The organism is Stenotrophomonas sp. STM01 (assembly GCF_014852135.1).
Lineage (GTDB): Bacteria > Pseudomonadota > Gammaproteobacteria > Xanthomonadales > Xanthomonadaceae > Stenotrophomonas > Stenotrophomonas capsici.
In genome coordinates this window covers 707,507-728,339 of sequence record NZ_JACVBA010000001.1, presented here as the reverse complement: position 1 = coordinate 728,339, position 20,833 = coordinate 707,507, and the positions used below count along the sequence as shown (strand labels likewise).

The following is a 20,833-nucleotide window of genomic DNA, read 5'->3' as shown; positions in this document are numbered from 1 at the left end:
GAATGCGATCCGGCCTATCGGATGACAGCCGCGACGAGACCATGAGCGAAGAGCCCCAAGCCCCCTCCGCGTCCTCGAACGACGCACCGCAGGCGCAGGACAAACCCTCGCCCTTGAAGAACCCCAAGGTACGCTGGACGTTGACCAGCATCGGCCTGCTGGTGCTGGTCGCATTGCTCGCTTGGCTGGCGTACTACCTGACCACCGGCAGGTACCTGCAGCAGACCAACAACGCCTACCTGCAGGCCGATGCGGTGGCGGTCGCGCCGCGCATCAACGGCTACGTCACCGAAGTGCTGGTGCAGGACAACCAGTGGGTGAAGGCCGGTGCGCCGCTGGTGAAGATCGACCCGCGCACCTACCGCGCCACCCTGGACCAGGCCGAAGCCGTGATCGCCGTGCGCGAGGCCGACATCGCCGCCGCCAGCGCCGGGGTGGAAGGCAACCAGTCGCAACTGCTGCAGGCACGTACCCAGCTGCGCGCCGCCGAGGCCACGCTGCGCTTCGCACGCGCCGAAGTGGCGCGCTTCAGCCCGCTGGCGGCGTCCGGCGCCGACACCCATGAGCACCTGGAGAGCGTCAAGCACGACCTGGAACGGGCGCAGGCCCAGTACGATGCGGCGCGCGCGCAGATCAGCGGGGCCGAGAGCCAGCTGCAGGCCGGCCAGGCGCAGTTGGCCCAGGCGCGCGCGGGGCTGAAGCAGGCCCAGGCCGATGCCGCGCAGGCCGAGGTGGCCTTCGAGGACACCGTGCTGAGCGCGCGCATCGACGGGCGGATCGGCAACAAGACCGCGCAGGTGGGCCAGTTCGTCGGTGCCGGTACGCGGTTGATGACGGTGGTGCCGCTGCAGTCGCTGTACCTGTCGGCCAACTTCAAGGAAACCCAGCTGGGGCGGATGCGACCGGGCCAGCCGGCGCGGATCGAGGTGGACGCGCTGCCGGGCACGACGCTGCACGGCACCGTGGAGAGCATCTCGCCGGGCACCGGCTCGCAGTTCGCGCTGCTGCCGCCGCAGAACGCCACCGGCAACTTCACCAAGGTGGTGCAACGCATCCCGGTGCGGATCCGGATCGAGGCCGATGCACGGACCCGCACGATCCTGGTGCCCGGCATGTCGGTGGAGGTCACCGTGGACACGCGTGAGGACAGCGCCAACACGCCGTCCGGGGACGCTGCCGCGCGATGAGCACCGCCGCCGCCAGCGCGGTGCCACAGAAGGCCGATGCCAGCGCCTGGCTGGCGGTGGCCGCCGGCACCATCGGCTCGTTCATGGCGACGCTGGACATCTCCATCGTCAACGCGGCGCTGCCGACCATCCAGGGCGAGGTCGGTGCCAGCGGCACCGAGGGCACATGGATCTCGACTTCGTTCCTGGTCTCGGAGATCGTGATGATCCCGCTGACCGGCTGGTTCGTGCGCACGCTGGGTCTGCGCACCTTCCTGCTGATCTGCGCCTCGCTGTTCACCGCGTTCTCGGTGATGTGCGGCCTGTCGAGCACGCTGGACATGATGATCCTCGGCCGCATCGGCCAGGGCTTCACTGGCGGCGCGCTGATTCCCACCGCCTTGACCATCGTGGCCACGCGGCTGCCACCGGCACAGCAGACGCTGGGCACGGCGCTGTTCGGCATGACCGTGATCCTGGGGCCGATCATCGGCCCGTTGCTGGGCGGCTGGCTGACCGAGAACGTCAGCTGGCATTACGCCTTCTTCATCAACGTGCCGATCTGCGCCGGACTGATCGCGCTGCTGCTGCTCGGCCTGCCGCACGAGACGTCGAACTGGGGTGGCCTGCTGCGCGCGGACTGGCTGGGCATCCTCGGCATGACCGCCGGCCTGGGCGCGTTGACTGTGGTGCTGGAGGACGGCCAGCGCGAGCGCTGGTTCGAATCGGAGTTCATCCTGATCCTGAGCCTGGTCTCGCTGGTGGGCTTCGCGCTGCTGGCGTTGTCGCAGTTCCTCAGCGACGAGCCGGTGATCCGCCTGCGGATCCTGTTCCAGCGCAGCTTCGGCGCGGTGTTCGTGATGGTCGGCGCGGTCGGCATGATCCTGTTCGGGGTGATGTACATGATCCCGCAGTTCCTGGCGGTGATCGCAGGCTACAACACCGAGCAGGCCGGCTACGTGCTGTTGCTGGGCGGCGTGCCGACGGTGCTGCTGATGCCATTCATGCCGAAGATGCTGGAGACCATCGATGTGCGGGTGATGGTGATGGGCGGCATGCTGTGCTTCGCCGCGGCATGCTTCATCAACCTCGGATTGACCCCGGACAGCGTGGGCATGCATTTCGTCATCGGCCAGTTGCTGCAGGGCTGTGGGCTGGCGCTGGCGATGATGGCGCTGAACCAGGCCGCGATCACCTCGGTGCCGCGCGCGCTGGCCTCCGATGCCTCGGGCTTGTTCAACGCAGCGCGCAACCTGGGCGGCTCGATCGGCCTGGCCATCATCTCCACCTTCCAGGAGCGGCGCGTCAGTTTCCATATCGATGCCATCGGCAGCGCCACCACGGCCAACTCGCCGCTGGCGCAGGACTACCTGCAGGCCCTGGGCGGACAGACGGGCGATGCGACGCAGGCCGCCGCGCTGCTGGTACAACAGGTGCAGCAGCAGGCGCTGGTGATGGCCTACAACGACCTGTTCTGGATCTTCGGCATCATCGTGGTGGCGACGCTGCCGCTGGTGTTCCTGCTCAAGCCCCTGCCCAAGGGCGTTCCTTTGGCGATGCACTGATGGCACGACACGTCTCCCGTTCCCTGTTGCCGATCTCCCTCGGCCTGGCCCTGCCGCTGACGCTGGCCGGCTGCATGCTCGGCCCCGACCATGTGCGCCCCGACGTCGCCCGGGGCGCCGTCGCCCAGCCGGCGCTGCCGCGCGCTGCCGATGCCGGGGTGATGCCGGCCACGCCCCCCAGCCAATGGTGGCGGCAGCTCGACGACCCGGTGCTGGACCAGTTGATCGACGATGCCCTGCGCAACAGCCCGAACCTGCGTGCGGCGCAGGCCAGGCTGCTGGCCTCGCGTGGCCTGCAACGGCAGCGCCGGGCCGAACAGCTGCCCAGCGTCGGCGCGGTGGCCGGCTACACCCGCATCAACCCGCCCGACGTGCTGGTGGACGACGTGCGCCAGGTTGGTGAATCCGCCGCGCGCGTGGCCGAGAGCAATGGCCGTCCCCAGGAGGCGGCGCAGCTGCGCGATGAGTTCTCGAAGATCGACCTGGATACCAGCCTGTACATCGCCGGCGTCGATGCGAGCTGGGAGCTGGACCTGTTCGGCCGCAAGCGCCGTGCCGCGCAGGAAGCGGCGGCCAGGGCCGATGCCGACGCCGCGGCGCTGGCCGATGCGCAGGTGCAGCTGGCCGCGGAAGTGGCCCAGGTCTACCTGGGCTACCGCGGCAGCCGCCAGCGCATCGCGCTGGCCGAGCACAACGCCACGGCGGCGGCCGACGCACTGGCCCTGACCCGGCAGCGCCGCGCGCGCGGCGTGGATTCGGACCTGCACGTGGAGCGTGCCAGCGTGCAGCTGGAGCAGCAGCAGGCCCAGCTGGCGCCATTGCGTGCGCAGGCCACCGAAGCGCGCGACCAGTTGGCATTGATGACCGGCCGTGAGCCGGGCGCGCTGGACGCCACGCTGGCCGAGGATCGGCCGATGCCGTCGTTGCCGGCGGAGGTGAAGGTGGACGATGCGGCGGCGCTGATCCGGCGCCGGCCGGACATCCGCAAGGCCGAAGGCGAGCTGGCGGCATCTTCGGCGCAGATCGGCCAGGCCCTGTCGGCGTACTTCCCGCAGGTGAACCTGCTGGGCACGATCGGCATGGGTGCGTCGTCGCTGTCGGATTTCAACAGTGACTCGGCCGCGAGCGTGGTGATGCCGTTCCTGCGCTGGTCGGTGTTCGATTTCGGCGTGAACAAGGCCCGCGTGGCACAGGCCCGTGCCGGTCACCAGGCCCGCCTGGCCGCCTACGAGGGCACGGTGCTGGCGGCCCTGCAGGATGCCAACAGCGCCTTGACCCGTTTCGGCGCGGCCCGCGAGCAACTGCTCAAGGCCCGCAACGCCGAGGCCTCGGCCACCCGCTCGGCGGCGTTGATGGCCCAGCGCCGCCAGGCCGGCGCCTCCTCGCAGATCGACCTGCTCGACGTGCAGCGCCAGCAGTTGAGCGCGCAGGACGGCCTGGCCCAGGCCCAGTTGCAGCTGCTGGTGCGCTACGTGGCGCTGCAGAAGAGCCTGGGCCTGGGATGGGAGCAGGCCCCCGAGCCGCGCAGCTGAGGGCGGCTTTTGAAGCGCAAGGCCCCGTTGCAACGCCCTCCCGGCGCGCGGAGCGCTCGCCCGGCCCCGGGGGGCGACCGGTAAGGTCCGCCCGGCGCCAATCGCCACACCTGGCGGTGTCGCCTGCAAAACCCGGGGGCTACACTACGCGCGTTTTCCACCTGCCCGCTCCCGGAGCCCTACATGCCCGTTGATGCCAAGCCCGACATCAGGAACGATGCCATCGCCCTGAACAGCGAGCCCGGCTACCTGTCCATCCGCGACCTGCGCAAGGAATTCGATGGCTTCGTCGCCGTCGATGACGTCAACCTGGACGTGCGCAAGGGCGAGATCTTCGCGTTGCTGGGGGGCTCGGGCAGTGGCAAGTCGACCCTGTTGCGCTGCCTGGCCGGCTTCGAGACCCCGACCAAGGGCAGCATCCTGCTCGACGGCCAGCCGATCACCGCGCTGCCGCCGTACGAGCGGCCGATCAACATGATGTTCCAGTCCTATGCGCTGTTCCCGCACATGACGGTGGAGCAGAACATCGCCTTCGGCCTGAAGCAGGACGGCATGGCCAAGGACGCGATCACCCGCCGCGTCGGCGAGATGCTGGAGCTCGTGCAGCTGGAAAAGCTCGGCAAGCGCAAGCCGCACCAGCTCTCCGGCGGCCAGCAGCAACGCGTGGCGCTGGCCCGTTCGCTGGCCAAGGGGCCCAAGCTGCTGCTGCTGGACGAGCCGATGGGCGCGCTGGACAAGAAGCTGCGCTCGAAGATGCAGCTGGAGCTGGTCAACATCATCGAGCAGTTGGGCGTGACCTGCGTGATGGTCACCCATGACCAGGAAGAAGCGATGACCATGGCCACCCGCATCGCGGTGATGGACCAGGGCTGGATCCAGCAGATCGGCAAGCCCGACGACATCTACGAGCAGCCGGCCAACCGCTTCGTGGCCAGCTTCATCGGCTCGGTGAACCTGTTCGAAGGCGTCATCGACGAGGACCTGCCCGAGTACGTCACCGTGCGCACGGCCGATTTCCCGGCGCCGATCTACGTCGGCCATGGCATCACCGGTTATGAAGGCCAGCCGGTCGCCTTCGCGCTGCGCCCGGAGAAGGTGCACATTGCCAAGGACGAACCCGAGGGCGAGACCAACAAGGCGTTCGGGGTGGTCGAGGACATCGCCTATTTCGGCAGCCACTCGGTCTACCACGTGCGCCTGCCCAGCGGCGCCAAGATCCTCTCCAACTTCGCCAACATGAAGCGCTGGGACAGCGACGGCATCACCTGGAACGATGAAGTCTGGGTGTCCTGGGACGACAACGACGGCGTGGTGCTGACCTCATGAGCCAGACGGACAAGAACGCGGCCGGTTGGCGGCGCTGGGTGCCTGGCGTGCGCGCCAGCGTGATCGGCGTGCCGTACCTGTGGCTGTTGCTGTTCTTCGCGATCCCGTTCCTGATCGTGCTGAAGATCTCCTTCTCGAAGATGGCCGTGGCGATGCCGCCCTACACGGCGATCGTCGAGTACGTGGACAACGCGTTCAACGTCAACCTCAACCTGGGCAACTACACGGCGCTGTTCACCGACAGCCAGTACGTGCTGGCCTACCTGAGCTCGATCAAGATCGCGCTGATCTCCACCGTGCTGACGCTGCTGATCGGTTACCCGATGGCCTACGTGATCTCGCGGATGTCGCCGTCGGCGCGCAACATCGCGATGATGCTGGTGGTGTTGCCGTCGTGGACCTCGTTCCTGATCCGCGTCTATGCCTGGATCGGCATCCTCGACAGCAACGGCATCCTCAACCGCTGGCTGATGGCGGCCGGGCTGATCGACACCCCGCTGCAGATCCTCAACACGCCGCTGGCCGCCTACATCGGCATCGTTTACTGCTACCTGCCGTTCATGGTGCTGCCGCTGTACACCAACCTGGTCAAGCTCGACCACCGCCTGCTGGAGGCCGCCTACGACCTGGGCGCCAAGCCATGGCAGGCCTTCCTGAAGATCACCCTGCCGCTGTCGCGCAACGGCATCGTCGCCGGCTTCATGCTGGTGATGATCCCGGCGGTGGGCGAGTTCGTGATCCCGGAAATGCTCGGCGGCCCGGGCACGCTGATGATCGGCCGCGTGTTGTGGAGCGAGTTCTTCACCAACCGTGACTGGCCGCTGGCCTCGGCAGTGGCGGTGGTGATGCTGGTGCTGCTGCTGATCCCGATCCTGATCTTCAACCGTTCCCAGCAGCGTGAGCTGGAAGGGAAACTGGCATGAGCATGGCGCGGCGCAATTCGTGGTGGGGCTGGCTGGCGCTGCTGTTCGGCTTTGGCTTCCTGTACCTGCCGATCCTGCTGGTGATCATCTACTCGTTCAATTCCTCGCGCCTGGCGACAGTGTGGGTGAGTTTCTCCTTCAGCGCCTACAGCCAGCTGTTCAACGACCGGCAACTGCTCGACGCGGCGTGGTTGAGCCTGAAGATCGCCTTCTGGACCGCCACCGCGTCCATGGTGGTCGGCACGATGGCGGCGATGGCGATGACCCGCTTCAAGCGCTTCCCGACCAAGACGGTGTTCGGGGCGCTGGTCACCGCGCCGCTGGTGATGCCGGAGGTGATCATCGGCCTGTCGATCCTGCTGATGCTGGTGTCGATGGGCGGGCTGTTCGGCCTGCCGTCGAAGGGCCAGGTGGCGATCTGGATCGCGCATGTCACCTTCACCCTGTCGTTCGTGACGGTGGTGGTCTCCTCGCGCCTGCAGGAGATGGACCGCTCGCTGGAAGAAGCGGCGATGGACCTGGGCGCGAACCGGGTGAAGGTGTTCTTCCTGATCACCTTGCCGATCATCGCCCCGGCCTTGCTGTCCGGCTGGCTGCTGGCCTTCACGCTGTCGCTGGATGACGTGGTGATCGCCAGCTTCATGGCCGGCCCGAGTTCGACCACCTTGCCGATGAAAGTGTTCTCCTCGGTGCGCATGGGCGTGAGCCCGAAGATCAACGCGCTGGCCACGGTGATGGTGTTGGCGGTGTCGACGGTGGCCTTCATCGGCTGGTGGATCTCCGCCCGCACCGAGAAGCGGCGCCAGCGCGACCGGCAGCTGGCGCTGCAGGAAAACGGTTGATCGCCAGGCAGTGGCAATGCCGGGCCACGCCCGGCGGGCTTCACCGCTGAAACCCCGGTCGAGCACGACACCGCGCCGCCGGTTCGTGCTTTACCTGCCGGCAACACCTGCGGCGTTACCCTTGCTGCATTCGTTGGATGCAGGTGTGACGCCATGGCTTCGTATCAAACCGTGAACCCCTTCAACGGCCGCACCGAACGTACGGTCGAACTGATGACCGCCGCGGCCATCGAGCAACGCCTTGCGGCCGCCGATGCCGCGTTCCCGGCCTGGTCCGCACTGACGCTGGCGCAGCGCGGTGCGTACCTGCGCAACGTCGCCGCGGGCCTGCGTGCGCGACGGGAGGACATCCAGCGCACCATGAGCGCGGAAATGGGCAAGCTGCGGCGCGAGGCGCTGGCCGAGATCGAGAAGAGCGCGGCCGCCTGCGAGTACTACGCCGACCACGCCGCCGACTACCTCTCGCCGCAGGCGATCACCACCGAGGCCCGGCGCAGCTATGTCACCTACCAGCCGATCGGCTGCGTGCTGGCGGTGATGCCATGGAACTTCCCGATCTGGCAGGTGATCCGTTTCCTGGCGCCGGCCCTGATGGCGGGCAACGTGGCCCTGCTCAAGCACGCCAGCAATGTTCCCGGTTGCGCCGATGCGCTGCGTGGCGTGGTGGCTGCCGCCGGCATCCCGGACGGCGTTTTCGACGTGCTGCACATCGACAACGACCAGGCTGCCGACGTCCTGCGCGACCGCCGGGTGAAAGCGGTCACCTTGACCGGCAGCGAGCGGGCGGGGCGCTCGATTGCCGCCAACGCCGGCGATCAGTTGAAGAAATGCGTGATGGAGCTGGGCGGCAGCGATGCCTTCGTGGTGCTCGAGGACGCGGATCTGGACGTGGCCGTCGCGGCGGCGGTGAAGTCGCGCTTCGACAACGCCGGCCAGACCTGCATCGCCGCCAAGCGCTTCGTGCTGGTGGACGCGATCGCCGATGCATTCGTGCAGCGTTTCGTCGAGGCGGCCAGGGCACGCGTGTATGGCGACCCCCAGGACGAGGCCACCACGCTGGCGCCGATGGCGCGGGCCGACCTGCGCGATGAACTGCATCGGCAGGTGCAGGAGTCGGTGGCGCTGGGTGCGACGTTGCGGCTGGGCGGCGAACCGATTGCCGGCAGCTGCGCAGGGTATGCCGCGTCGATCCTGGACAACGTCGGCCCAGGCATGCCGGCCTACGCGCAGGAGCTGTTCGGCCCGGTGGCGGCGATCCTGAGGGTCAAGGATGAAGCCGAAGCGGTGCGCGTGGCCAATGACACCTGTTTCGGGTTGGGGGGCAGTGTGTGGACGCGCGACGTGGCGCGCGGCGAGCAGGTTGCCTTGCAGCTGCAATGCGGTGCGGCATTCGTCAATTCGGTCGTGAAGAGCGACGCGCGGCTTCCCTTCGGCGGTACCAAGCGCTCGGGCTTTGGCCGCGAGCTGGCCGACCACGGCATCCATGAGTTCATGAACATCAAGACGGTCTACGTGGCCTGACCTGCTTCGCCCCCCCTTTGGCCGTAGGCAAAGGGGAGGGTGGGGAGGGGGGCTTCGCCCCGGCGCAAGGACTTCCCGCGTCGCGACCGAAGCTGGGCCTGTGCTCAGCCGAACGGTTGATCGATCGACGGGCTCTGCGGCGTCATCAGGGCGGCACCGTCCTCGGTGACGTACAGGATGTCCTCCAGGCGCACGCCGAACTGGTCGGGGAGGTAGATGCCGGGTTCGTCGCTGAAGGTCATGCCCGGCTCCAGCACGTGCTGGTTGCCGCGCACCAGGTAATCCCACTCATGCATGTCCAGGCCGATGCCATGGCCAAGGCGATGGCTGAAGTAGCGGAAGTCCGGCCCATAGCCGGCATCGCTGATCACCTTGCGCGCGGCGCCGTCCACCGCCGACATGGTCACCCCCGGGCGCGCGACCTTCAGCGCGGCGGTCTGCGCCTGCAGCACGATGTCGAAGATGCGGCGGATCTCGTCGCTGGGCTGGCCCAGCACCACGGTGCGGGTCATGTCGCTGGTGTAGCCATCGGCACGGCAGCCGCCGTCGAAGATGATGGGCGTGCCTTCGACCAGGTGCTGCGGCTTGTCCGAGCCGTGCGGCGAGGCAGTGTACTTGCCGATGTTCACGTCGGCATCGCCCCTCAACCCGGTGCGGGCATAGGCCATCGCCACCAGGCCGCTGATGTCCTGCTCGGTCATGCCGGGTTGCAGGGCCTTCCACACCGCCTCGTACACGGCCAGCGTGTTGGCGTTGGCCAGCTTCATCAGTGCCAGTTCGGCCGGGCTCTTGACCCGGCGGCAGCCGGCGCTGACCGGCCAGGCGTCGACCACCCGCGCCTGCGGCAGCGCGTCCATGATGCCCTTGGCGCGGAAGAACGGCACCGTCTCCTCCATGCCGATGACGCCGGTGGCGTGGCCCATGTCGCGGACCACCCTGGCGACCAGCGCATACGGGTCTTCGTCTTCCTGCCAGCCGCGCACGTCGTTGCCGAGCTTGATCTGCTCCAGCGTGCGGCCGCGCTCGAACTCGGGCGTGACGTAGACCAGCTCGCCCGAGCGCGGCAGCAGCACGCCGGTCAGCCGTTCGCTGTTCCACCAATGCATGCCGGTGAAGTAGGTCAGCGAGCTGCCGGCACCGATGAACAGCACGTCGATGCCGTGCTGTCCCATCAGTTGCTGGGCGCGCGCCACGCGCGCCATGCGCTCGTCATTGCCGATCGGCACCACCTGCGCGGCGACCGGCTTCAGGGCGCGGATCGACGCCGGCAGGTCGCTGTCACCGGCCGCAGGCGCGGCCTGCGCCATCTGCGACAGCGGCAACGCCGCCGCGCCGACGGCCAGTGAGTTGCGCAGGAAATGACGGCGCGTGCCGTTGAAGGCGGATGGGTTTGCCATGGAGTTCCCCTCGAAGTCCGGATGCAGGAAGCGCGCGACCGGCGGCGTCAAAGCCAGCCGGAGCGCTTGAACAGGCGATACAGCACCACGCACACCGCACCCACGCCGATCATCAGCAGCGGATAGGCGAAGCGGCCGGCGAGTTCGGGCATGTGGGTGAAGTTCATACCGTACCAGCTGGTGACCAGCGTGGGCGCGGCCAGCAGGGCCGCCCAGGCGCCCAGCTGCTTGACGGTCTCGCCCTGTGCCAGCGTGACCAGCGACAGGTTCACGCTCAACGCCGTGCCCAGCATCTCGCGCAGGGTGTCGATGGCGTCGTTGACGCGCGCGGCGTGGTCCTGCACATCGCGCAGGTACAGCCGCACTTCCTCGTTGACCAGTTGCGCCTGGTTGCGCTGCAGCTGCGCCAGCGCGTCCTGCAGCGGTGCCACCGCCAGCCGCATCTTGTTGAGTTCGCGCTTGAGCTCGTACAGGCGGATCACCGTGCGCCGCTTGTAGGTCTCGGCGAAGATGTCCTTCTCAAGCGTGTCCAGGGTGTCGCGGAAGCTGTCGGTGATCGGCAGGTAGTTGTCCACCACCGCATCCAGCACCGCGTACAGGCAGAAGGACGGGCCCATCGACAGCAGCCCGCGTTCGCGCTCCAGCCGCGCCCGCACCGGTGCATACGATAGCGAGGCGCCATGGCGCACGGTCAGCAGGAAGCGCGGCCCGAGGAAAGCATGGGTCTCGCCGTAGCGGATGCGCTCGTCCACCACCTGCGCGGTGTGGACCACCACGAACAGCGAATTGCCATAGGTTTCGATCTTGGGCCGCTGGTGCGCCTTGCGCGTGTCCTCGATGGCCAGCGGGTGCAGGTTGAATTCCTCCTGCACCTTGTCCAGCACGGCATCGCTGGGCTCGTACAGGCCCACCCAGACGAAGCCCTTGCTGTCTTCCTGGAGGACGTCGCTGATGCTGTCCAGGTCGATGGCGCGCAACGCGCCATCTTCGCCATACCAGGTGCAGTTGATGACACAGGCCGGATTGGCCGGTGCCGGAGATGTGATGACCGGTTCCATGCCGGCCATCGTGCCTCAGCGCGCCGGGGCCGCCAAGCGTTGTGGACGCAACACCCAAGCCAACGCCAGGTGCACCGGCAGCAGCAACACGATCCACTGCACGTTGTACTGCGCCTGCAGCGACAGCCAGTGCACCGGCAGGGCGAGCGCGGCGATGCCGGCCACCAGCCACAGCAGCAGGGCGAACCCGCGCCCCGGGCGACGCCCACGCAGCAGCATCCAGGCGCCGGGAAGCAGCGCCAGCGCCAGCGGGTTGAGCAGGAACAGGTTGCGGTTGGCCCACGCGGCGTGGTGCTCGCTGAAGCCCCACAGGTAGGTCAGCAATCCGCCGGCGACCGCGCAGAACAGCCAGAACGGCAGCGCGAAGCCGGCCACCAGGTGCCGGCGGCGACGCGCGGCCAGGAGCAGTGCCGCCACTGCTAGCCCGGTCAGCAGCCACGGCCACCAGCGGCGGACCTGCTCCTTGGGTTCGGCGGCCAGGCGCTGCGGAAACAGCGCGTGTTCCTCCAGCACCAGCGGGCGGCCTTCTCTGTTGCGGGCCTCGCGCAGGCTGTCGGCCAGGCGCATCGGCACGAACGCTTCCTCCCAGCGCGACAGCGGCACGTCCGCGCTCGGGCCCAGGCCCAGGTCGAAGCCCAGCCACATCCATGGCGCCGGCGAGGCCAGCCGCACCGACTCGCTGCGGTAGGTGTTGCCGCGCGAACGCCCGGCCAGCTGTGATTTCAAGCCGCCGTTCATGGCCTGGTCCAGGGTGTCGCGGACCATCGTGGCGCAGTTGGCGGTGTAGTAGTCGTAGCGGTAGCGCGCGTTCTCGGGCCTGGCGCGCTCGACCAGGCCGGCCGCCAGCGCGCGGGCCTGGTCCGCTGGCAGGTCCAGCCACTGGATGCTGGCGCCGCGACCGACCTGCTGGTACTGCGACAGGTCTTCTTCCAGCGGCAGTGCCACCAGGTAATACATCATGTGGCCGCGCACGAAGTTGCCGACGAAGTCCGCCTCGCCCGGGTCGAAGTAGCCGAAGTTGTACGAGGTGGCCTGGCCGGTGGCCGGGTCGGCCACCACCAGTGCGTCGTGGCCGAAGCGCTCGAAGAAGATCTCGCCCGGTTGCATGGTCACCACGCCGATGCGGGGCACCGGCGGCGGCTCCGCTGCGGCGGTGCTGGCCTGTGCGCCGGCAGCACCGGCGAACAGCAGCAGGAACAGCAACGCGAATGCGGCCGACAACCGCCGCGGCAACCGGAAGGTGATCAAGCGTCGTCCTGATCTTCGGGGGGCAGGATGGTGACGTGGAAGGCCTGCACGCGGCGTGCATCGGCACGTGCCACGCGGAACACGAAACGCTCCAGGGTCAGCTCGTCGCCGGTTTCCGGCAGGTGGCCGATGGCCTCGGTGACCAGGCCGCCGATGGTGTCGTAATCGTCGTCGGAGAAGTCGGCGCCGAAGCGCTCGTTGAAATCGCCGATGGTGGTCAGCGCGTCCACTACGTAGCGGCCATCGGCGAGGATGGCGATCTGCGCGGTGTGGTCCTCGGTCTCGTCATGCTCGTCGTCGATCTGGCCGACGATCTGTTCCAGCACGTCCTCGATGGTGACCACGCCGGCCACGCCGCCGTACTCGTCGACCACGATGGCCATGTGGTTGCGCGAGAGCCGGAACTCCTTGAGCAGTACGTTGAGCTTCTTGGCCTCGGGGATCAGCACCGCCGGGCGCAGCAGCTCGCGGATAGTGGAATGGCTGTTGTCGGCGACCACGCCGCGCAGCAGGTCCTTGGCCAGCAGGATGCCAAGGATGTCGTCCTTGTTCTCACCGTGCACGGGGAAGCGCGAATGTCCGGATTCGACCACCTGCTTCATCAGTTCGATGAAGGGTGAATCCACCGGCAGGGACACCATGTGCGAGCGCGGCACCATCACATCGCCCACGGTCAGCTCGGCCACCGAGATGGCGCCTTCCATCATGCGCAGGGTGTCTGCGGCGATCAGGCCGTCCTGCTGTGCGGTCTGCAGGATCGTCACCAGCTCGTCGCGGGTGTGGGGTTCGCTGGAGAAGGCCGAGCTCAGGCGCTCAAGCCAACTGCGTTTTTTCTCGCCCGGTTCGGGGCTGGTACTACTGTCGTCTTCAGACATCTCTTGGTTTGACGGCACCCGGCTCGCCGGGCGGTGCCGGCAAGTCTAGCAGAGGATGTTTATCGCTCCCGGCTCAGCCGGCCGGGGGTTGGCCCGGTGCGTGGACATCGGGTTCGGCGGGCTTGGACGGCGCCGGGTCGGCCGGTGCCGGCGCGCCCGGGGCCTCGCCTTCGGCCGGGTGGTCCAGGCTGTAGGTGCAGCTGACCAGGGTCTTGCCGGGGTGCGACTTGACGTTGGACACGCCCAGTACCACCGACTCGATCAGCGCCTCGCCGGAACGTGCATCGATGACGTCGCGGCTGACCAGTTCGCGGCCGGCCATGAACTTGTCCGGGGCGTCATAGCCGGTTTCCAGGTCCAGCGTCCTGGCCAGGTCGCGGGGTTCGGGCAGGTCGAGGATGGCCAGGACGGTGCCGCCGGCCATGGCGACATGGTCGACCTGGTGGCCAAATACGCGGATCGGCGTGTTCAGCATGTACTCGGCCATGAACAGGTTGCCCTGCGGCAGCGGTCGCCAGCCCAGTGCCACGGCCTTGAGCGGGTCGTTGACGATCGGTGCCAGCGCGGCGAATTCGCTGACGCTCTGCCGGCACTCGATCAGCGCGGCCAGGTCGATCGGCCCTTGGGCCCGGGCGGTGCCAGCGAAGGCGAGCAGCAGGGGCAACAGAAAGAGGGTCGGGCGCACAGGTGTTCCGCAGGACGGGGGCTGTCAATGATAGCCACGCATGTCCGTTCCGGTGCAGCCCGGCCATGGGGTCACCCGCAGCCTGGCCGCGAAGTTGGCGATGTCAGTCGCCTTGTGGGCCGCTCAATGTTCGCCGGCGTAGGGGTCTTCGATGCCCAGTTCGGCCAGGATCTCGCGCTCGAGCTGTTCCATGGCCTCGGCTTCCTTGTCGTCCTCGTGGTCCCAGCCGAGCAGGTGCAGCACGCCGTGCACGGTGAGGTGGGCGTAGTGGGCATTGAGCGCCTTGCCCTGTTCCTTGGCCTCGCGCGCCACCACCGGCGCGCAGATCACCAGGTCACCCAGCAGCGGGAACTTCACGCCCTTGGGCAGCCCTTCAGGCACCTCGGCGGGGAAGCTCAGCACGTTGGTGGCGTAGTCCTTGCCGCGGTAGTGGCGGTTCAACGACTTGCCTTCCTTGGCATCGACCACGCGGATGGCCAGGTCGGCTTCGCGGATGCGCCCCTTCAATGCGGCCGCCACCCATTTGCGAAAGCTGACCGCGGCCGGCAGGCCGGCGCGGGGGAGGGCGTAGCTGATGGCTACATCAAGGCGGGTAGGGCCCTTGGTCATGGCAGGTTCCGGCAATTCAGGCAGTACAGAGGGGCACAGTATCGCGCGCTGGAGGTTTCATCGCGACTTCCATTCTGCGGCAGTGAACGGAATCTCCACGACCGCACTGTCCGCGCGGCGCGCCGGTATGCCGGCTTCCTCGGCCGAGCCATGGCAGTTGTAGCCCTTGTGCAGGCTGACCTGGGTAGCCAACGCCAACGCACTCTGTTCCGGGCTTGCGTCCTTGTCCAGGTAGATCGTGGTGTCTTTGCAACTGCCGATGTTGGCCACCTGCAGCGCCGGGATCAGGGTGCGCGCGGCCTGATCGGTCAGGGCATCGAACTGTTCCTGGCGGATGCGCTCCTGCGCCGCGGAGGCTCGCAGCTTGAAGTAGTACAGCTGCTTGTAGAACAGGTAGCCATTGGAATACATCGGCCAGTCGCGGGGCATCAGGTTCAGCTGCATCTGCAACCTGCGGCCGGTGACCTGCTCGGCCTGGGCGATGGCGTGGATCACCTGCGCATCGAGATCGTTGGCCGGGGTCTCGCTGCCGCGGGTATCGGCAGCGTCCAGCGGGAAGGGATCGTCGCGCAGTTCCTGCAGCCGCGAATAGGTGCCGTGCTCGGCGGCGTACTTCATGCTGGCGCGGAAGTCCCTGATGCCGCTGTCGATCGCCTCGGCTGGGCTCATGCGCCCGGCCGGGTAGACGTAGATGTCCACCCGGGTTTCCTGGTGGTCCTTCAAGGCGTAACGGAAACCGGCGCCATCGAACTTCTGGCCGGGGTCGAAGCTGCTGCCCTGCAATTCGAAGTCGCCAACCTGTTTGGGGGCGATCAGGTAGCTGGTTTCAACGTAGGGGCGGGCATCGGCCGGGGCATCCTTCTTCTTGCCGATGGCCGTGCCAGGCATGCAGATCACGACCAGCAGCGTGCAGGCGGACAAGAGGCGATACACGTTGGGCATCACACTTCCTTTGTGCAGGTGATGCCCGGAGTGTAAGGCTTACTCGGCGCCGGGTTTGACCTGCTGCAGGTCGCGCCGGTCGTAGGCGTTGACGATGCGCGCCACCAGCGGATGGCGGACCACGTCGCGGGCCTCGAAGAAGGTGAAGCTGACGCCGTCCACGTCGCGCAGTACCTCGATCGCATCGCGCAGGCCGGACTTCATGTGCTTGGGTAGGTCGGTCTGGGTCAGGTCGCCGGTGACCACCGCGGTCGAGCCGAAGCCCAGGCGGGTCAGGAACATCTTCATCTGCTCGATGGTGGTGTTCTGCGCCTCGTCCAGGATCACGAAGGCATCGTTGAGCGTGCGCCCGCGCATGTAGGCCAGCGGCGCGATCTCGATGACGTTTTTCTCCAGCAGCTTGGCCACCTTCTCCACGCCGAGCATTTCGTACAGGGCGTCATAGAGTGGGCGCAGGTAGGGATCGACCTTCTGGGTCAGGTCGCCGGGCAGGAAGCCCAGCTTCTCGCCGGCCTCCACCGCCGGGCGCACCAGGATCAGGCGCTGCACGCGCGATTCGTTCAAGGCTTCCACCGCCATCGCCACGGCCAGGAAGGTCTTGCCGGTGCCGGCCGGACCGATGCCGAAGTTGATGTCGTGGGTGGTGATCTGGTGCAGGTACTTGGCCTGGTTGGCACCGCGGCCGCGCACGGTGCCGCGCTTGACCTTGATCGCCACTTCCTGGGCTTCGTAGGCCTGATCGACCACCTGCTCGACGTTGGCCTGGTTCAGCCGCAGGTGGATGCCGTGGCTGTCGAATACGGTGTCGGCAGCCTCGGCGTAGAGGGCGTTGATCAGCTTCTCGGCCTCGGCGGCGGTCTTGCCGGGGCCACTGACCCGGAACACATGGCCGCGGTTGGCGATCTGCACGCCGAGCTTGAGCTCGATCTGGCGCAGGTGCTCGTCGAACGGACCGGACAGGTTGGCCAGTCGTTCGTTGTCGATGGGGTCCAGGGTGAAGTCGCGATGGGTGATGGCAGTCATGGGCGATAGATGGTGGCGATGGCGGGGACATCAAGGCCGCCGCAGGGGACGCGGCGGGTGGTCCTGAGCCGCGGTCCGGGCGGGCCGGCAATCGCCAAAGTGCCGGGAGAGCGGGGGCTTGAAATTTAATTAATCGTTGAATTAAATGAGCGAATGAATCGAAAGCCCGCCAAGCCCTCCGTGGATGCCCCCGCAGCGCAGGCCCCAACGGTCGCGCCGGGTGTCCCGGCAGCGTCGTCCCGCAAGCCCCGCAAACGCACCCCCGGGCGTCGCCCCACGCAGGATGCGGCGGATCTGCGCGTCCAGTTGCTGGATGCCGCGCTGGCATGCTTCGTCGCAAAGGGCATCGCCGCGACATCACTGCGGGACATCGCGCAGCGTGCGGGCGTGACGCCGGCACTGGTCCACTACTACTTCGGTGACAAGCCGCGGCTGCAACAGGCCGTGGTGGAAGAACGCCTGTGGCCGGTGATGGCGCAGGTGCATGCCGGGGTGCAGGAGGCGGGCCAAGGCGTGGCGGGGTTGGTCGCGGCCTTCGTGGAGGGCGTGGTGCGGGCGGTGGCCGAACACCCGTGGCTACCGACGCTGTGGGTGCGCGAGATCCTCTGTGAAGGGGGTGCGCTGCGCGAATTGATGATCGAACGCGTTGGCCCGGTGCTGCCGCGGATGCTGGTCGAGCGTTTCGCCGCGGCGCAACGCGATGGCCAGTTGAACCCGCAGCTGGATCCGCGTCTGATGGTGGTCTCGTTGATGGGGCTGACCATGTTCCCGCTGGCCAGTGCCCCCATCTGGCAGTCGTTGTCCGGCGCCCAGGACCTGGGCGCCGAAGAGGTGCAACGCCATGCATTGGCGCTGCTGACGCACGGACTGGAGCTGAAGGCATGAACAAGCGGCGTGGGTTCCTTGTCATCGGGATGCTGTTGTCGCTGGCGGCCTGTCGCGGGCAGGCGCCGCAGGCGCTGGGGACGCTGGAATGGGACCGGGTGACGCTGCCGGCACCGGCGTCGGAACGAATCGTGCGGATCGACGTGCGCGAGGGGCAGCAGGTGGCGGCGGGCGCGCCGCTGATGCAGTTGGAGCTGACCTACGCACAGTCGCAGCTGGCCGCCTTGCAGGGGCAGGCGGCACAGAGCACGGCGGCGTTGTCCGAACTGCACAACGGGCCCCGCAGCGAAGACATCGCGCAGGCGCGTGCCGCACTGGTGGCCGCACAGGCACAGGCACGCCAAGCGCAGGTCTACTACGCCCGGCTGCAGCCACTGGGGACGCGACAGCTGGTTGCCGCCTCGGAACTGGACCGCGCGCGGGCGGCGGCGCAGAGCGCGCAGGCCGACGCCGGCCGCGCTGACGCGGCGCTGGCCGAACTGCTGCATGGCAGTCGCATCGAACAGGTGGCGCAGGGCGAAGCGGCGCTGGCATCGGCGCAGGCCAACGTGAGCGCGCAGGCGGTGCTGCTCGGCAAGCTCGCGCTGGTCGCGCCACGCGCGGGGCGCGTGGACAGCCTCCCCTACAAGCTGGGCGACCAGCCCGCGCAGGGCGCGCCGCTGGCGGTGCTGCTGGTGGGCGAGGCGCCGTATGCACGCGTCTACCTGCCGCAGGCGCTGCGCAACCGGCTCCAGGTCGGGGATGCCCTGCAGGTGCAATTGCAGGGCGATGCGGCCACGCAGGTCTACCCGGGCCGGATACGCATGATCCGCAGCGAACCGGTGTTCACGCCGTACTTTGCCTTGACCGGCCAGGACGCCGAGCGCCTGAGCTACCTCGCCGAGATCAGCCTGGGCAAGGAGGCCGCCACGCTCCCGGTCGGGGCGCCGCTGAAGGTGCTGGACGATGGCCGGCGTTGAACTGGCCGCGCCGGTGCGCGTCGTCGCTCCGTCGGATGACATCGCGATCCGCGCGCGCGGCGTGAGCCGGCTGTTCGGTGCGCTGAAGGCCGTGGATGACATTCACCTGGATGTGCCGCGCAGGCAGGTCTACGGCTTCCTGGGACCCAATGGCTCGGGCAAGTCCACCACCATCCGCATGCTGTGCGGCTTGTTGACCCCCAGTGCCGGCCAGATCGAGGTGCTGGGGTTGCAGATCCCCGAGCAGGCCGAGGCATTGCGCAGCCGCATCGGCTACATGACCCAGAAGTTCTCGTTGTTCGAGGACCTGAGCGTGCGCGAGAACCTGGAGTTCCTGGCCGCCGTGTACGACTTGCCGCGCGCGCGGGCGCGCCAGCGCATCGAGGTGTTGCTCGAGCAGTACCGGTTCCAGGACCGCCAGAAGCAGTTGGCCGGCACCATGAGCGGCGGCCAGAAGCAGCGCCTGGCCTTGGCTGCCGCGGTGCTGCACGAGCCGGAGCTGCTGTTCCTGGACGAGCCGACCAGCGCGGTGGACCCGGAATCGCGCCGCGATTTCTGGGAGAAACTGTTCGAACTGGCCGATGCAGGCACGACCTTGCTGGTGTCCACGCATTACATGGACGAGGCCGAGCGCTGTCATCGCATCGCCATCCTCGACCATGGCGCGCTGGTCGCCGACGGCACCCCGGCCGAACTCACCGCCCGCCTGGCCGGGCGCACGCTGGTGGTCGAGGCGGCACAGCCGCGGCAGGCCGCGCGCGTGCTGTCCGACTGCCCGGGCGTGATCAGCGTCGCGCAGATCGGCAACAGCCTGCGCGTGCTGCGGGCCGACGACGAGGGCGGCGAGGCATTGACCCGGGCACTGGAGGCGGCGGGCATCACCGCGCAGGTGCATCCGCAGGCGGCGAGCCTGGAGGATGTGTTCGTTGCCGCGACCCGGGGCAGGGCCGTGGATACGGCGGAGGACGCATGAAACTGCGACGACTGCTCGGCGTGATGGTCAAGGAGCTTCGGCAGATGCGCCGCGACCGCATCACCCTGGCCATGATCATCGGTATCCCGGTGATGCAGCTGCTGCTGTTCGGCTACGCGATCAACACCAACCTGCGCGACCTGTCGGCCGGCTTCGCCGACCAGGCGCGCACCTCGGCCTCGCGCATGCTGGCGCGGGACATCGTCGCCACCGGCGTGGTCGCGCCGGTACTGGAGGCGGAAACCCCGCAGCAACTGGTGGAGGCGATGCGGCGTGGCCAGATCAGCATCGGCATCGTCATCCCCATGGATTACGAACGGCGACGTGCCGAAGGCCGCGAGGCGTTGCAGATCCTGGTCGACGGCAGCGACAACGCGGTGCAGAGCGCGGCCGCGCAACTGGCACGGATGCCGTTCGATGGGGCCGGCTTCAAGCCGCTGGCGCCCACCGCGATCAGCGTGGTGGGCTTTTACAACCCGCAGCGCAGTTCGGCGGTCAACATCGTCCCCGGCCTGGTCGGGGTGATCCTGACCATGACCATGGTGCTGTTCACCGCGGTGGCCATCGTGCGCGAGCGCGAGCGCGGCAACATGGAACTGCTGATCGCCACGCCGGTGACCAGCGCCGAGCTGATGATCGGCAAGGTCATCCCCTACGTGATCATCGGCCTGCTGCAGACCGGCATGGTGCTGGCGCTGGGCACCTGGTTGTTCCACGTGCCCATCGGCGGCAGCCTGCTCGACGTGTTCATCGCCGCCGGCCTGTTGATCGTGGCCAACCTGGCACTGGGGCTGCTGATCTCCACGCGTGCACAGTCGCAGTTCCAGGCGATGCAGATGACCTTCTTCATCTTCCTGCCGTCGATCCTGCTGTCCGGCTTCATGTTCCCGTTCGCCGGCATGCCGCGCTCGGTGCAGTGGCTGGCCGAAGTGCTGCCGCTGACCCACTTCCTGCGCCTGATCCGGGGCGTGATGCTGCGCGGGGCGAGCCTGTGGGAGCTGTGGCCCGGCGTGGTCGCGCTGCTGGCCTTCAGCACGGTGATGATGGCCGGGGCGATCCTGCGCTTCCGCAAGCGGCTGGACTGAGACCGGGTTCTCCACAGCCGGTGTGGATGCGGACGCGACGAAGCTGTGGATATCGTGCTGCAGCCCTTGTGCTGCAAGGCTTCAGGTACATCGGTCAAAAAAGTGCCACGGGCGGGCAGCTTGTCCACACTGGATGTGGATCGAATCTGCATGAAGGTGTGGATAACCGCGCGCAGCCCAGCAACGGCGGGCCTTTCAACGACATGGCGAAAAAATGAC

18 protein-coding genes and 1 pseudogene are annotated in these 20,833 nt (G+C 67.8%); 11 read left to right on the top strand and 8 right to left on the bottom strand.

Annotation, left to right across the window (positions count from 1 at the left end):
- Positions 1–89: 89 nt before the first annotated feature.
- The 7 genes and pseudogenes from IB227_RS03320 to IB227_RS03290 form a co-directional block, all read left to right on the top strand.
- Positions 90–1,187: pseudogene (locus tag IB227_RS03320) on the top strand (HlyD family secretion protein); the annotation flags it as partial.
- Positions 1,184–2,731 (top strand): MDR family MFS transporter, encoded by a 1,548-nt coding sequence (locus tag IB227_RS03315; protein WP_192286299.1) that lies wholly within the window; start codon positions 1,184–1,186, stop codon positions 2,729–2,731. The pseudogene IB227_RS03320 and the gene IB227_RS03315, both read left to right, overlap by 4 nt.
- Positions 2,731–4,263 carry an efflux transporter outer membrane subunit gene (locus tag IB227_RS03310; protein ID WP_192286298.1) on the top strand — a complete coding sequence of 511 codons (1,533 nt, stop codon included), beginning with the start codon at positions 2,731–2,733 and terminating at the stop codon, positions 4,261–4,263. Before IB227_RS03315 ends, IB227_RS03310 begins: the two co-directional genes overlap by 1 nt.
- 183 nt (positions 4,264–4,446) lie before the next feature.
- A complete protein-coding gene (gene potA / locus IB227_RS03305) occupies positions 4,447–5,589 on the top strand; it encodes a polyamine ABC transporter ATP-binding protein (protein ID WP_192286297.1) in 1,143 nt (380 codons plus the stop codon).
- On the top strand, positions 5,586–6,512 hold the full coding sequence (locus IB227_RS03300; RefSeq protein WP_192286296.1) for an ABC transporter permease subunit: 927 nt from the start codon (positions 5,586–5,588) through the stop codon (positions 6,510–6,512). Before potA ends, IB227_RS03300 begins: the two co-directional genes overlap by 4 nt.
- Positions 6,509–7,354 (top strand): ABC transporter permease subunit, encoded by an 846-nt coding sequence (locus tag IB227_RS03295; protein WP_192286295.1) that lies wholly within the window; start codon positions 6,509–6,511, stop codon positions 7,352–7,354. Before IB227_RS03300 ends, IB227_RS03295 begins: the two co-directional genes overlap by 4 nt.
- Positions 7,355–7,507: 153 nt before the next feature.
- Positions 7,508–8,875, top strand: coding sequence for an NAD-dependent succinate-semialdehyde dehydrogenase (locus tag IB227_RS03290; protein WP_192286294.1), 1,368 nt, complete (start codon positions 7,508–7,510; stop codon positions 8,873–8,875).
- Between the two features lie 104 nt (positions 8,876–8,979).
- On the opposite strand, the gene IB227_RS03285 is transcribed toward IB227_RS03290, so the two are convergent.
- The 8 genes from IB227_RS03285 to IB227_RS03250 form a co-directional block, all read right to left on the bottom strand.
- The gene (locus IB227_RS03285; protein WP_192286293.1) at positions 8,980–10,272 is read right to left on the bottom strand and encodes a Xaa-Pro peptidase family protein; all 1,293 of its coding nucleotides are present in this window, start codon (positions 10,270–10,272) and stop codon (positions 8,980–8,982) included.
- 47 nt (positions 10,273–10,319) lie between these two features.
- Positions 10,320–11,339, bottom strand: a complete 1,020-nt coding sequence (locus IB227_RS03280; RefSeq protein ID WP_192286292.1) for a magnesium and cobalt transport protein CorA — start codon at positions 11,337–11,339, stop codon at positions 10,320–10,322.
- Between the two features lie 6 nt (positions 11,340–11,345).
- On the bottom strand, positions 11,346–12,518 hold the full coding sequence (locus IB227_RS03275) for a DUF4105 domain-containing protein (protein WP_225591687.1): 1,173 nt from the start codon (positions 12,516–12,518) through the stop codon (positions 11,346–11,348).
- 56 nt (positions 12,519–12,574) lie between these two features.
- Complete coding sequence (locus IB227_RS03270) at positions 12,575–13,453, bottom strand: transporter associated domain-containing protein (protein ID WP_132864482.1); 879 nt, start codon at positions 13,451–13,453, stop codon at positions 12,575–12,577.
- A 73-nt stretch (positions 13,454–13,526) separates the two neighbouring features.
- Positions 13,527–14,120: a hypothetical protein gene (locus tag IB227_RS03265; protein WP_225591686.1), complete on the bottom strand. Its 594-nt coding sequence runs from the start codon at positions 14,118–14,120 to the stop codon at positions 13,527–13,529.
- 141 nt (positions 14,121–14,261) lie between these two features.
- Complete coding sequence (ybeY, locus tag IB227_RS03260; protein ID WP_192286291.1) at positions 14,262–14,747, bottom strand: rRNA maturation RNase YbeY; 486 nt, start codon at positions 14,745–14,747, stop codon at positions 14,262–14,264.
- A 57-nt stretch (positions 14,748–14,804) separates the two neighbouring features.
- Complete coding sequence (locus IB227_RS03255; RefSeq protein ID WP_192286290.1) at positions 14,805–15,689, bottom strand: hypothetical protein; 885 nt, start codon at positions 15,687–15,689, stop codon at positions 14,805–14,807.
- A 39-nt stretch (positions 15,690–15,728) separates the two neighbouring features.
- Complete coding sequence (locus tag IB227_RS03250; protein ID WP_192286289.1) at positions 15,729–16,712, bottom strand: PhoH family protein; 984 nt, start codon at positions 16,710–16,712, stop codon at positions 15,729–15,731.
- A gap of 153 nt (positions 16,713–16,865) precedes the next feature.
- On the opposite strand from IB227_RS03250, the gene IB227_RS18550 reads away from it, so the two are divergent.
- From IB227_RS18550 to IB227_RS03230, 4 genes are read left to right on the top strand one after another with little or no spacing between them, the layout of a single operon-like run.
- A complete protein-coding gene (locus IB227_RS18550; RefSeq protein WP_192286288.1) occupies positions 16,866–17,597 on the top strand; it encodes a TetR/AcrR family transcriptional regulator in 732 nt (243 codons plus the stop codon).
- The gene (locus tag IB227_RS03240; protein WP_192286287.1) at positions 17,594–18,556 is read left to right on the top strand and encodes an HlyD family efflux transporter periplasmic adaptor subunit; all 963 of its coding nucleotides are present in this window, start codon (positions 17,594–17,596) and stop codon (positions 18,554–18,556) included. Before IB227_RS18550 ends, IB227_RS03240 begins: the two co-directional genes overlap by 4 nt.
- Before the next feature lie 46 nt (positions 18,557–18,602).
- Complete coding sequence (locus tag IB227_RS03235) at positions 18,603–19,529, top strand: ABC transporter ATP-binding protein (protein ID WP_192287256.1); 927 nt, start codon at positions 18,603–18,605, stop codon at positions 19,527–19,529.
- The gene (locus IB227_RS03230; protein ID WP_192286286.1) at positions 19,526–20,614 is read left to right on the top strand and encodes an ABC transporter permease; all 1,089 of its coding nucleotides are present in this window, start codon (positions 19,526–19,528) and stop codon (positions 20,612–20,614) included. The genes IB227_RS03235 and IB227_RS03230 overlap by 4 nt, the downstream gene beginning before the upstream one ends.
- Positions 20,615–20,833 lie beyond the last annotated feature (219 nt).